The sequence below is a fragment of the Pseudomonas sp. GV085 genome (assembly GCF_003050925.1).
In the GTDB taxonomy this organism is placed as follows: Bacteria; Pseudomonadota; Gammaproteobacteria; order Pseudomonadales; family Pseudomonadaceae; genus Aquipseudomonas.
Genome location: NZ_QAOV01000003.1, coordinates 403,751 through 417,244, shown reverse-complemented (window position 1 = coordinate 417,244; position 13,494 = coordinate 403,751). Strand labels below are relative to the sequence as shown.

Genomic DNA, 13,494 nt, shown 5'->3' with positions numbered 1-13,494 from the left:
CCGCCCCGCTTCTTTCGGGAAGCGGGTTTTGTTTTTTTCGAGTTAAGTTGCCATCTATGCTCAAACGCCTTGCCTGGCTGGCGCTGTGTACCTGCGCCCCGCTGTCCGCCGCGCCGCACATCGATCCTCAACGTTTGCAGCAACTGGCCAACGACCCTTTCTGGATATCCCTGGGCCATTACGAAACCGCCAAGCTCGGTGGTTGGCGCAGCTATGTCAGCGACCCGAAATTCTTCCTCGCCGCCGATGGCAATGAACACCCGGACCATGAATTGGCGGCTACCGTACAAGCCTTGTACGCCCCGGCCAGTACCGGTGAACAGCACGCACAATGCGTCTACCCGGCCCGCACCCGCTGGCTCAAAGAGCAGCTCGGCCTGACCGGCCTGCCGACACCGGATTGCGCCGGGTTCAAGCAATGGTTCAAGGACGTCTCGCCCGACAGTGCGGTGATGATCTTCCCGGCGGCGTACCTGAACAGTCCGTCCTCGATGTTTGGCCACACCCTGCTGCGCATCGACCAGGCCGAAGTGAAGAGCGACAAGACTTCGCTGCTCAGTTACGCGATCAACTTCGGCGCCTACATCGAGGGCTCGGACAACAGCATCCTCTATGCCTGGAAAGGCTTGATGGGCGGCTATCCCGGCCTGTTCGCGCTGGTGCCCTATCAGGAAAAGCTCTCGGAATACCGCAGTCTGGAAAACCGTGACCTGTGGGAATACCGGCTGAACCTGACCCAACAGGAAACCGCGCGCATGGTCGAGCACGTCTGGGAGCTGAAGCAGATCAAGTTCGACTATTTCTTCTTCGACGAAAACTGCTCATACCGTTTGCTGGAACTGCTGCAAGTGGCCCGCCCGAGCTTGCGCCTGACCGAACAATTCCCGCTCACGGCCATCCCCACCGACACTGTCAAAGCCGTGAAAAATGCCGGGCTGGTGGAATCCATTCAGTATCGTCCGTCCCGGGAACGCGAGTTGCTCAGTCGTGCCGAGCCCTTGAACCCTGAAGAGCAGCAATGGGTGCTGAAAGTCAGCGCCGATCAGAAACAATTGCAAGATCCGGCCTTCAAGGCTCAACCCCGCGACCGCCAGGCGCTGATCATCGATGCGGCCTATCGTCTGGAGCGTTACCGCGCCAATGGCCAGGAGCGCGACCCGGCGCGCGCCCAGCGTAGCTTCGAACTGCTGCGGGCAATCAACCAGAACCCGGCGCCTGAGCTGGATATCCCGCAACCCGGCCTGCCTGAAGACGGTCACGAGTCCCGTACCTGGCAGCTCGGCCTTGGCACCCGTGGCGATAAAGCCTTTGGTGAATACGGCTTGCGCATGGCTTATCACGACCTCAATGACAACAACGAAAGCTTCCCCCTTGGCGCGCAGATCGAAATCCTGCAACTGAAACTGCGCCAGTACGAAGGCAATGACTGGCAAGTGCAGCGACTGGACCTGGCGACCATTCGTTCCCTGACCCCGCGTAACGAGTTGCTGCAACCGCTGTCATGGCAAGTCACCGGTGGTCTGGAGCGGGTGCCGGGCAAGCATGATGACCAAACCCTGGTCAGCCACGTCAACGGTGGTGGCGGTGGCACCTGGCAACTGGGCGATGACCTGCTCGGCTTTGCCCTGGGCACCGCGCGTATCGAGCACAACAACGACTTCGCCACTTTCATTGCCCCGGCCGCTGGCTTCAACAGTGGTGTGCTGTGGAAAAACCCGCTGGGCAACTTGAGCCTGGAAGCCAAGGGCGATTTCTTCACCAATGGCGAAATGCGTCGTAGTCTGAGCCTGAATCAACAATGGGAAATATCCCGCAATCTCGGTCTGCGCTTGAGCGCCCAGCGTGAGTTCAGCCATTTGGCGACGGCCGAGAACGAAGTGATGCTTGAGCTGAAGTGGTATCACTACTGACCCGAACGCACCGCAATTCCCTGTGGGAGCGAGCCTGCTCGCGATAGCGGATCAACCGTCGACATCGATATTGACTGACACACCGCCATCGCGAGCAAGCTCGCTCCTACAGGAGTACGCGATGTTGAATGGATTTTTCACTGCCTGCGCACACCATCCTCGCGAGCCAGCTTCTAGACTTTCCTTATAGACCGTAGGGGGCCGGGGTTCCGAGATGCGGCGTTGCGTGGTCGTGGACCGCGGCGGATGAGCGCAACAGTCATCAGGAAGAATGGGACAAGGCCTGACAGCAACAGAAAATCAGGATGCCGCCCGGGCCTATCGCTCGCCGTAAGTCGCTTTCAGACATCCAGTGAAACCAGATGCCTGCGACCATGACCCAAACCCTATACCGGGAGAACTCCATGAGCCGTGCCTTCGTCAATGAAGATAACGCTACCGCGCAAGCCGATCAGCCCGTCGAACGGCAAGTCAGCGCGCAGCCCAATTACGTCACGCCGCAAGGCCTGAAGCTGTTGCAGGGCAAAGTCGCCGAACTGCAAACCCTGCATGCCGAGCAATCGGCAAAAGGTGAGCAGGCGGACAAACAGCGCCTGGCCGATCTCGAACGTGATCTGCGTTATTTCAAACAGCGCCTGGGCAGCGCTCAGGTGGTACCCGCCGCGACCTCGACCCAGAAAGTGCAAATCGGCAGTTGGGTGACCTACGCCGATGAACACGCCACCGAGCGCCGGGTACAACTGGTGGGCGAAGATCAGGCCGATGCCGCCCACGGCCTGATCAATTGGGGCTCACCGCTGGGCCGGGCACTGCTCGGCGCACAACTCAACGACGAAGTACTGTGGCAGCGCCCCGCCGGGGATCAAATGATTGAAGTGATTCGCATCGAACCGACTTAAACGACGCCTTGGGCCAGCATGGCATCGGCGACCTTCACAAAGCCGGCGATGTTCGCACCCTTGACGTAATTGACCCGACCGTCCTCTTCGCCGTAGTGCACGCAAGCGTGGTGAATCGACTGCATGATCGCGTGCAGCTTGCTGTCCACTTCGCCACCGGTCCACGCCAGGCGCATGGCGTTCTGCGACATTTCCAGCCCGCTCACCGCCACGCCGCCGGCGTTGGACGCCTTGCCCGGTGCGAACAGAATGTCGGCCTCGATGAACAGGTCCACCGCCTCGAGGGTGGTCGGCATGTTCGCGCCTTCGGCCACACAGATGCAGCCGTTGCGCAGCAAGGTGCGAGCGGCTTCGACATCCAGTTCGTTTTGCGTCGCGCACGGCAGCGCGATATCGCAGCTCAGGCTCCATGGCAACTGACCGGTGCGGAACTCCAGGCCAAAACGACCAGCCAGTTCACGGATGCGCCCGCGTTGTACGTTTTTCAGCTCCAGTACGGCCAGCCATTGCTCTTCGGTCAAACCGCTTTCGCAATACAACGTGCCTTCGGAGTCGGACAGCGAAATCACTTTGCCACCCAGATCCATGACCTTGCGCGCGGCGTACTGCGCGACGTTACCCGAACCGGAAATCGCCACGCGCTTGCCCTCGACCGCCAGGCCACGGCGCTTGAGCATTTCTTCGGCGAAGTACACGCAACCGAAACCGGTAGCTTGCGGGCGAATCAAGCTGCCTCCGTAGCTTGGGCCTTTGCCTGTCAGCACGCTGGTGAACTGGTTGCTCAAGCGCTTGTACTGGCCGAACAGGAAACCGATTTCCCGCGCACCGACGCCGATGTCCCCGGCTGGCACGTCAACGTCCGCACCAATGTGGCGATACAACTCGCTCATGAAGGCCTGGCAGAAGTGCATGACTTCCGCGTCGCTTTTGCCTTTGGGGTCGAAGTCCGAACCACCCTTGCCACCGCCCATGGGCAATGAAGTCAGGGAGTTTTTGAAGGTCTGTTCGAAGGCGAGGAATTTCAAGACGCCCATGTTCACCGACGGGTGGAAACGCAGACCGCCCTTGTACGGGCCGATCGCGCTGTTCATCTGGATGCGGAACCCGCGATTGACCTGGACTTTGCCCCGATCGTCGACCCACGACACGCGAAACACCAGCGCCCGCTCCGGCTCGCAGATGCGTTCCAGAATGCCCGAGGTCAGGTAATGCGGATTGGCCTCGAGAAACGGCCACAGACTGCGTAGTACTTCTTCCACGGCCTGGTGGAATTCGGGTTGATCCGGGTCGCGTTTTTTCAGGCGAGCAAGGAAGGATTCGACGGATTCGATCATGGAAAAGTCTCGGCAGATTGATTGTCGTTGTAGGAGATTGAGCCGGACTGTAACAAACGACTTGCGCACAAGAACAGAGCAAAATGTCGCATTTATGAAATTAAATGGTGCACAGGATATAAATTAATCTGGTTTTTTGAGTGTTTCTGCACCTGAATGGGGATTCACAATTCAAATCCTGCACCATCAGGAATACCGCTATCGCGAGCAAGCTCGCTCCCACAGTTTGAAATGCATTCCCCTGTGGGAGCGAGCCTGCTCGCGATGAATGCGCCACGGTATCACTGAAAAACATGCATAAAAAAACGGAGCCCGAGGGGCTCCGCTCTCTTATGCAACCAACCCGAAATCAGGCCAGTTTCTTGTGCCGTACACGATGCGGCTGGGCAGCTGCTTCGCCGAGACGCTTTTTACGATCGGCTTCGTATTCGCTGTAGTTGCCTTCGAAGAACACCGCTTGCGAGTCGTCTTCGTACGCCAGGATGTGAGTCGCGACGCGGTCAAGGAACCACCGATCGTGAGAGATCACAATGGCGGCGCCCGGGAAGTCCAGCAGGGCTTCTTCCAGGGAACGCAGGGTTTCGACGTCGAGGTCGTTGGACGGTTCGTCGAGCAGCAGGACGTTGCCGCCCTCTTTCAGGGTCAGGGCCAGGTGCAAGCGACCGCGCTCACCACCGGACAGGTCCTTGACGAATTTCTGCTGGTCGCCGCCCTTGAAGTTGAAGCGACCGACGTAGGTACGCGACGGGATCTCGTAGTTGCCGATGCGGATCTGGTCGGAACCGTCGGAGATCTGCTGGAACACGGTCTTGCTGCCGTCCAGATCCTCGCGGCTCTGATCCACACAAGCCAGCTGCACGGTTTCGCCGACTTCGATGCTGCCCGAATCCGGCGTTTCCTTGCCCATCAACATGCGGAACAGGGTCGACTTACCGGCACCGTTACCGCCGATCACACCGACGATGGCGCCTTTAGGCATAGAGAACGACAGGTTGTCGATCAGCACGCGATCGCCGTAGCCCTTGGTGACGTTCTTGAATTCGATGACCTTGTCGCCCAGGCGCGGACCGGCCGGGATGTAGATCTCGTTGGTTTCGCTGCGCTTCTGGAATTCCTGGGATTGCATTTCTTCGAAGCGTTGCAGACGTGCCTTGGATTTCGACTGGCGGGCCTTGGCGCCTTTGCGCACCCACTCCAGTTCTTCCTTCATGGCTTTTTCGTGGGCCGACTGCTGCTTGGATTCTGCAGCCAGACGATCGGACTTGGCTTCCAGCCAACCCGAATAGTTGCCCTCGTAAGGAATGCCCGCGCCGCGGTCCAGTTCCAGAATCCAGCCGGCAACGTTGTCCAGGAAGTAACGGTCGTGCGTGATCGCTACCACGGTGCCCGGGAAGTCGTGCAGGAAGTGCTCAAGCCAGGCGACGGAATCGGCGTCCAGGTGGTTGGTCGGTTCGTCGAGCAGCAGCATGTCCGGGGCGGACAGCAGCAGGCGGCACAGGGCTACACGACGCTTTTCACCACCGGACAGAACTTCGACCTTGGCATCCCAGGCCGGCAGACGCAACGCGTCGGCGGCGACTTCCAGCTGGCGCTCCAGGTTGTGACCGTCGCTGGCTTGCAGGATCGCTTCGAGCTTGGCCTGTTCGGCCGCCAGTTTGTCGAAGTCAGCGTCTTCTTCAGCGTAAGCCGCGTAGACCTCATCCAGGCGCGCCTGGGCATTCTTGATCACGCTGACCGCTTCCTCGACCACTTCACGCACGGTTTTGGTCGGGTCCAGGATCGGCTCTTGCGGCAGATAACCGATGTTCAGCTCCGGCATCGGACGGGCTTCACCCTCGAACTCGGTGTCGACGCCGGCCATGATTTTCAGCAGCGTGGACTTACCCGAACCGTTGAGACCGAGCACGCCGATCTTGGCGCCGGGGAAGAAAGACAGAGAAATGTTTTTCAGGATTTCCCGCTTCGGCGGAACAACTTTGCCCAGCCGATGCATGGTGAATACGTATTGAGCCATGGAGAACCTAGGGTCAGTGACTGATGAATGATTGGAGCGCAGGCAATGCCCGGCCAGACCGTGCGCGTCGCTCGCTTGAGGCTATCAATACGTGCGCGCTGAAAAAGTCTGAGTCTAGGAGCTGGAACGCTCCCGCGTAACCGGCAAAGCTACCTGAATGACAGATGGCAGTCCAGCCGACGGGCAGGGGCTGGCACTTCGCCACAACTCAAGGCATGCTAGCCGCCCTTCGGGCGTCCGGCTTATAGTGCACGTCGCGCCAGTCCAGCCAAACCGCAGGATTACAGCTTGTCCAAAGTCCCTCCGCCTCTGACTTCCAGCGCGTCGGCCACAGCGCCCGGCTCTCCCCTGCGCGGGACCTTGAAGGGCACCTTGGCGACACTCGCATTATTGCTGCTGGCCCTGCTGTTCTGGCAGTTGCTCGACCAGTTGCGGGAAACCCAGAAGAACCAGCGTCAGTACACCATCGACTACACCGCCGATCTGGCCGCACAGGTCAGCCTGAACATGGCGCTCAACGCGCAGATCGCCCTCAACCTGTTGCCGATCGTCGAGCAACCGCAAGGCGCCGATGAACTGCAAACCCTGCTGCGCAAGCTGCAACAGTCGCTGCCGGAACTGCGCAGCCTGGCGTTGCTCAGCCCCTCGGGAAGAGTCATCAGTGACAGCGCTCCCGACAGCGATGAAAGCGGCTACCTGGGTGAACTGATACGCCGCAGCCACGCCCAGACGCACTACTTCAGCAACGCCACCGACGGCTCCGTGGTGCATTTATTGTTGCATCAGGCCAGCGGAAGTTCCCGAGGCTATTGGGTCTTGCGCCTGCCCCCCACCTTCTTTTCGTCCTTGACCAAGCAAAGCGAGGCAGGCAGCCGCCCATTGTGGCTGGTGGAGAACCGCATCAATCATCAGATCATCAGCCGCGACGATGCGCTGCCCTCGGCCAATCCGGGCACGCTGACCGAGGACGATGTCGCCAATAGCGTGCTGACCGTTGCGCTGAGCAGCAGCGATTGGCAACTGCGCGGCTTGTTCGACCGCCAGCGCGTGCTGGAAGAGCTGCTGCCGGCGTTCATCGGCAAATGTCTGCTGGGCCTGGCGTTTTCCATGCTGCCGTTCATCGCCTTGCTGAACATGCGCCGGCGTCAGCGCCAATTGAGTGAAGGCCGCCGGCGTTATCAGGACATTTTCGAAGGCACCGGCGTGGCTTTGTGTGTCCTCGACATGTCCGGGCTCAAGGTCTTTTTCGACAAGGCACAACTGCAGGGCAGCGAGCAACTGCAAGCGTGGCTGGCGATCCCCGAACAACGCCGGCAACTGCTCAAGGAACTGCGGATCACCGAGGTCAACCAGGTCGCGCTGCAACTGCTTAATGTCGATAGCGCCGACAAAGCCTGGAAACTGCTGATCGACGGCCATCCGCAGGACGGCACCGCCATCGGCAACCAGGTGCTCGACGCGATGCTCAACCAGCAGCAACTGCTTGAGCTGGAAATCAAACTGCAGGATGCCAGCGGTCGCGACCAGCATCTATGGCTGGTGCTGCGTCTGCCGCAAACCCAGGACGACTATAACGCGGTGATCCTGAGCATCACCGACATCACCAGCCGCAAGCTCATCGAATTGTCACTGCAGGAGCGCGAAGGGTTTTGGTCGGACGTGGTGCGCACCGTACCGGATCACCTGTATGTGCAGCATGTTTTCAGCCAGCGCATGATCTACAGCAACCATCATCTGGGCCAGACACTGGGTTACAACCGCACCGAACTGCACCAGATGGGCGAATACTTCTGGGAAATCCTCCTGCACCCCGAAGACGCCGACTATTACCATCGCTCCCGCCAGGTCCAGCGCCAGGCCGGTTATCGCCAACTGATGCAGTGCCAGTTACGCTTCCGCCATCGGGACGGTCAGTGGCGACGCTTCGAGATTCGCGAGCAGGCACTGGCGCGGGACAAGGACGATCAGGTCACGCGGATCATCGGCGTGGCCAAGGACATCACCGACCAGCTTGAAGCCAGTGAATCCCTGCGCGACAGCGAACAGCGCTACCGGATGCTCGCCGAAAGCATCAGCGACGTGATCTTCTCCACCGACAGTCGTCTGAACCTCAATTACGTCAGCCCTTCGGTGCAAGCGGTGCTGGGTTACGACGCCGAGTGGATTTTCCAGAACGGCTGGCAATCGACCATCGCCAACCCGCAACAACTGACCGGCATCTACCACCTGATGGACCGGGTCAGCAAAGCGCTGGATCAGCCGGACCAACTGGCGCTGCTGCGCAGCCAGGTGCAAACCCAATTGTTCCTGTTCGATTGCCTGCGGGCCGACGGGCGCAAGATCCCGATCGAATTGCGCCTGGTATTGGTCTGGGACGAACACGGTACGTTCGAAGGCGTGCTCGGCGTCGGCCGCGACATCAGCCAGCAACGCCGGGCCGAAAAAGACTTGCGCATGGCCGCCACGGTATTCGAACACTCGACCTCGGCGATCCTGATCACCGACCCGGCCGGCTACATCGTCCAGGCCAACGAGGCCTTCAGCCGTGTCAGCGGTTATGCCGTGGAGCAGGTCCTCGACCAGTTGCCGAACATGCTGACCGTCGACGAGCAACAGGAATCCCATCTGCGTTACGTGCTCAAGCAATTGGGCCAGCACAGCACCTGGGAAGGCGAAGTCTGGCTCAAGCGTCGCAACGGCGAGCACTACCCGGCCTGGGTCGGGATTACCGCCGTACTTGACGACGAAGGCGACCTGGCCAGCTATGTGTGCTTCTTCAGCGACATCAGCGAGCGCAAGGCCAGCGAGCAGCGGATTCACCGCCTTGCCTACTACGACGCCCTGACCCACCTGCCCAACCGATCGCTGTTCCAGGATCGCCTGCACACGGCGTTGCAATCGGCCGATCGGCAGAAGTCGTGGGTGGTGCTGATGTTCCTCGATCTCGACCGTTTCAAGCCGATCAACGACTCCCTCGGCCACGCCGCTGGCGACCGCATGCTCAAGGAGATGGCCACGCGCCTGCTCGGTTGCGTCGACGATGATGACACCGTGGCACGCATGGGCGGCGACGAATTCACCCTGCTCCTGCAACCACGAGCCAACCGTGAAATCGCCCTGAACCGGGCGATTCATGTGGCCGAGCAGATTCTCGCCAGCCTGGTGAAACCGTTCGTGCTCGAAGGCCGCGAATTCTTCGTCACGGCCAGTATCGGCATCGCCCTGAGCCCGCAGGACGGCAACGAACTCAGCCAGCTGATGAAGAATGCCGACACGGCGATGTACCACGCCAAGGAGCGCGGCAAGAACAACTTCCAGTTCTATCAGGCGGACATGAATGCCAGCGCCCTTGAGCGACTGGAACTGGAAAGCGACTTGCGCCATGCCCTGGAACAGAACGAATTCGTGCTGTATTACCAGCCGCAATTCAGCGGTGACGGCAAGCGCCTGACCGGTGCCGAGGCGCTACTGCGCTGGCGCCATCCACGCCGCGGGCTGGTGCCGCCGGGGGATTTCATTCCAGTGCTCGAAGAACTCGGGCTGGTGGTGGATGTCGGCGACTGGGTGATCAGCGAAGCCTGCCGCCAACTCAATGCCTGGCATCGGGCCAGGGTACGGGTGCCAAAGGTGTCGGTGAACATCTCGGCGCGGCAGTTCTCCGATGGCCAGCTCGGCACGCGAATCGCCACCATCCTCAAGGAAACCGGCCTGCCACCGGCGTGCCTGGAGCTGGAACTGACCGAAAGTATCCTGATGCGCGAAGTCAGCGAGGCGATGCAGATCCTCGCCGGGCTGAAAAACCTTGGGCTGAGCATCGCGGTGGATGACTTTGGCACCGGTTACTCATCGCTCAACTACCTCAAACAGTTCCCGATCGACGTACTGAAGATCGACCGCACCTTCGTCGACGGCCTGCCGTCGGGTGAGCAGGATGCGCAGATCGCCCGGGCGATCATTGCCATGGCCCACAGCCTGAACCTGGCGGTGATCGCAGAAGGCGTGGAAACCCATGAGCAGTTGGACTTCCTGCGTGAGCATGGTTGCGATGAAGTGCAGGGCTATCTGTTCGGACGGCCGATGCCGGCGAGCCGGTTTGAGGCGCAGTTCAGCAACGACGCCCTCTTCATGTTCGACTGAAGTTTTGTGGTGTTGCCGAAAAGATCGCAGCCTGCGGCAGCTCCTACAGGGATTGATGTTGGTCACAGAATCTGGCGGCTACCCCGATCAGGGTAGGAGCTGCCGCAGGCTGCGATCTTTTGAGGCCGGCACAAACACCATCTATCCATGCATGAACACCACTTGTCTGCGACATGATGCCGTTTCATATGCCATCTAAAACCCATTGGGTTAGAATGCCCCCCTTTTCCGCCCCCGATCCTTGAGGACCGCCATGTTCAGCCGTGATTTGACTATTGCCAAGTACGACGCCGACCTTTTTGCCGCCATGGAGCAAGAAGCTCAGCGCCAGGAAGAACACATCGAGCTGATCGCTTCGGAAAACTACACCAGCCCAGCGGTGATGGAAGCTCAAGGCTCGGTACTGACCAACAAGTACGCCGAAGGCTACCCGGGCAAGCGCTACTACGGCGGTTGCGAGTACGTCGACGTGGTTGAGCAACTGGCCATCGACCGCGCCAAAGAGCTGTTCGGTGCCGACTACGCCAACGTTCAGCCGCACGCCGGTTCGCAAGCCAACAGCGCCGTTTACCTGGCCCTGCTGTCTGCTGGCGACACCATCCTGGGCATGAGCCTGGCCCACGGTGGTCACCTGACCCACGGTGCCAGCGTTTCGTCTTCCGGCAAGCTGTACAACGCCATCCAGTACGGCATCGATGCCAACGGCCTGATCGACTACGACGAAGTCGAGCGCCTGGCTGTCGAGCACAAGCCAAAAATGATCGTGGCCGGTTTCTCTGCCTACTCGCAGATCCTCGACTTCCCGCGTTTCCGTGCAATCGCTGACAAAGTCGGTGCCTACCTGTTCGTCGACATGGCTCACGTGGCTGGTCTGGTCGCTGCTGGCGTCTACCCGAACCCGGTTCCATTCGCTGACGTCGTGACCACCACCACCCACAAGACCCTGCGCGGTCCACGTGGCGGCCTGATTCTGGCTCGCGCCAACGCCGACATCGAGAAGAAGCTGAACTCCGCAGTATTCCCGGGCGCCCAGGGTGGCCCGCTGGAGCACGTGATCGCTGCCAAGGCGATCTGCTTCAAGGAAGCGCTGCAGCCTGAGTTCAAGGCCTACCAGCAACAAGTGGTGAAAAACGCCCAGGCCATGGCCGGCGTGTTCATCGAGCGCGGTTTCGACGTGGTGTCGGGCGGTACTCAGAACCACCTGTTCCTGCTGTCGCTGATCAAGCAGGAAATCTCCGGTAAAGACGCCGACGCCGCTCTGGGCAAAGCGTTCATCACCGTGAACAAGAACTCCGTGCCAAACGACCCACGCTCCCCGTTCGTCACCTCCGGCCTGCGCTTCGGCACTCCGGCTGTGACCACTCGCGGCTTCAAGGAAGCAGAGTGCAAGGAACTGGCCGGCTGGATCTGCGACATCCTGGCCGACCTGAACAACGAAGCGGTGATCGACGCCGTTCGTGAGAAGGTCAAGGCCATCTGCAAGAAGCTGCCGGTGTACGGCGCCTAATCAGCCCCGCTAAACCGCTGCAATAAAAAACCGGCCAAGTGATTGGCCGGTTTTTTTTCGCCCGAAAATTGACACCGTTTACCTGTAGGAGCTGCCGAAGGCTGAGATCTTTTGATCCTCAAAAAAGCAAAATCAAAAGATCGCAGCCTTCGGCAGCTCCTACGTGGCTTTGGCCACCGGTCAGACCGGTAATGCCAATTTTCTAATTTTTGCTTGCGAACACCCAAAAACAGCGCCTACACTGCGCCTGCACTGGACATACCGGTAAGACCACAATAATTAAGTCCTGAATCTGATGTGCCCCGCACACGGCAGCCAGGACACCGACCAGGATTCCTCCCATGCTCAGATGGTGCTCGCGTTCAATCTTCCTCCAAGTGGTTCTCGGACTGGTGCTCGGCATCGTCTGCGGGCTGACCCTTCCCGAATACTCCGCTCAGCTCAAACCGCTCGGTGACGGTTTTATCAAGCTGATCAAAATGCTCATCGGCCTGATTGTGTTTTGCGTAGTGGTCAGCGGCATCAGCGGTGCCGGCGACCTGAAGAAGGTCGGCCGTATCGGCCTCAAATCGGTGATCTACTTTGAAGTGCTGACCACGATCGCCCTGGTGATCGGCCTGGTGTTCGCCTTCAGCACCGGCATCGGTAGCGGTGCGAACATTCACCTGGAGCAGCTTTCCGCAGCCGACATGGGCGACATTGCCCAGCGCGGTCAGCACATGCACACCACCACACAGTTCCTGATGGATCTGATTCCGACATCGGTGATCGGTGCCTTTGCAGATAACAATATCCTGCAGGTCCTGCTGTTTTCAGTGTTGTTCGGCAGTGCACTGAATCTGGTGGGAGAAGCGGCATCGGGTATTTCGCGGCTGATCAATGAACTCAGCCACGTGATTTTCCGCATCATGGGCATGATCGTGCGCCTGGCGCCGATCGGTGTGTTCGGCGCGATCGCCTTCACCACCAGCAAATATGGCCTGGACTCGCTGCAACACCTGGGCAGCCTGGTCGGCCTGTTCTACCTGACCTGTACTGCCTTCGTGGCCCTGATTCTCGGCCTGGTGATGCGCCTCTCCGGCTTGAAGATGTGGCCGTTGCTCAAGTACCTGCGCGAAGAACTGTTGATCGTCATGGGCACCGCGTCCTCCGATGCCGTGCTGCCACAAATCATGCGCAAGCTTGAGCATCTGGGCATCGGCAGTTCGACGGTCGGGTTGGTGATACCGACCGGTTACTCGTTCAACCTCGACGGTTTCTCGATCTACCTGACCCTGGCCATTGTGTTCATCGCCAATGCCACCGGTACGCCGCTGGCGATGACCGACTTGCTGACCATTCTGTTGGTATCGTTGATCACCTCAAAAGGAGCACACGGCATTCCGGGCTCGGCGCTGGTGATCCTGGCGGCCACCCTGACAGCCATTCCGGCCATTCCGGTGGTGGGTCTGGTGCTGGTGCTGGCCGTGGACTGGTTCATGGGCATCGGCCGGGCGCTGACCAACCTGATCGGCAACTGTGTAGCGACCGTCGCCATCGCGCGGTGGGAAAAGGACATCGATGTACAGCGGGCGAACAAGGTACTTTCCGGCCAGGCGGGTTATACCTTCCAGCCGCGTAAACCGGTCGCACCGGCGCATCAGCAGGAATTCTGAATCAACGGTGTGCCGACCTCGCCTTGGCCGGCACACCT

7 protein-coding genes are annotated in these 13,494 nt (G+C 59.8%); 5 read left to right on the top strand and 2 right to left on the bottom strand.

The window, feature by feature from the left end:
* The first annotated feature begins 56 nt into the window (after positions 1-56).
* Both C8K63_RS09120 and C8K63_RS09115 read left to right on the top strand, forming a co-directional pair.
* On the top strand, positions 57-1,910 hold the full coding sequence (locus C8K63_RS09120; RefSeq protein ID WP_108216414.1) for a DUF4105 domain-containing protein: 1,854 nt from the start codon (positions 57-59) through the stop codon (positions 1,908-1,910).
* Positions 1,911-2,314: 404 nt separating this feature from the next.
* Positions 2,315-2,809 carry a GreA/GreB family elongation factor gene (locus C8K63_RS09115; RefSeq protein WP_108216413.1) on the top strand — a complete coding sequence of 165 codons (495 nt, stop codon included), beginning with the start codon at positions 2,315-2,317 and terminating at the stop codon, positions 2,807-2,809.
* Here the strand turns inward: C8K63_RS09115 and gdhA are convergent.
* Together gdhA and ettA are read right to left on the bottom strand one after the other, a co-directional pair.
* Positions 2,806-4,143: an NADP-specific glutamate dehydrogenase gene (gdhA, locus tag C8K63_RS09110; RefSeq protein ID WP_108216412.1), complete on the bottom strand. Its 1,338-nt coding sequence runs from the start codon at positions 4,141-4,143 to the stop codon at positions 2,806-2,808. The genes C8K63_RS09115 and gdhA overlap by 4 nt on opposite strands.
* Positions 4,144-4,492: 349 nt before the next feature.
* Positions 4,493-6,157, bottom strand: a complete 1,665-nt coding sequence (gene ettA, locus C8K63_RS09105; RefSeq protein WP_108216411.1) for an energy-dependent translational throttle protein EttA — start codon at positions 6,155-6,157, stop codon at positions 4,493-4,495.
* A gap of 288 nt (positions 6,158-6,445) precedes the next feature.
* Between ettA and C8K63_RS09100 the strand changes: the two genes are divergently transcribed.
* The 3 genes from C8K63_RS09100 to C8K63_RS09090 all read left to right on the top strand — a co-directional run bounded on the left by C8K63_RS09100 (position 6,446) and on the right by C8K63_RS09090 (position 13,456).
* Positions 6,446-10,294, top strand: coding sequence for an EAL domain-containing protein (locus C8K63_RS09100; RefSeq protein ID WP_108216410.1), 3,849 nt, complete (start codon positions 6,446-6,448; stop codon positions 10,292-10,294).
* Positions 10,295-10,547: 253 nt separating this feature from the next.
* Entirely contained in the window at positions 10,548-11,801 is a 1,254-nt protein-coding gene (glyA, locus tag C8K63_RS09095) for a serine hydroxymethyltransferase (RefSeq protein WP_108216409.1), read from the top strand.
* Positions 11,802-12,142: 341 nt separating this feature from the next.
* Positions 12,143-13,456 carry a C4-dicarboxylate transporter DctA gene (locus C8K63_RS09090; RefSeq protein WP_108216408.1) on the top strand — a complete coding sequence of 438 codons (1,314 nt, stop codon included), beginning with the start codon at positions 12,143-12,145 and terminating at the stop codon, positions 13,454-13,456.
* Positions 13,457-13,494 lie beyond the last annotated feature (38 nt).

Excerpts from the sequence above, each read along its gene's own strand:
- C8K63_RS09115 (WP_108216413.1), top strand. The coding sequence starts at position 2,315 with ATGAGCCGTGCCTTCGTCAATGAAGATAACGCTACCGCGCAAGCCGAT.
- ettA (WP_108216411.1), bottom strand. The coding sequence starts at position 6,157 with ATGGCTCAATACGTATTCACCATGCATCGGCTGGGCAAAGTTGTTCCG.
- gdhA (WP_108216412.1), bottom strand. The coding sequence starts at position 4,143 with ATGATCGAATCCGTCGAATCCTTCCTTGCTCGCCTGAAAAAACGCGAC.
- C8K63_RS09090 (WP_108216408.1), top strand. The coding sequence starts at position 12,143 with ATGCTCAGATGGTGCTCGCGTTCAATCTTCCTCCAAGTGGTTCTCGGA.
- glyA (WP_108216409.1), top strand. The coding sequence starts at position 10,548 with ATGTTCAGCCGTGATTTGACTATTGCCAAGTACGACGCCGACCTTTTT.
- C8K63_RS09120 (WP_108216414.1), top strand. The coding sequence starts at position 57 with ATGCTCAAACGCCTTGCCTGGCTGGCGCTGTGTACCTGCGCCCCGCTG.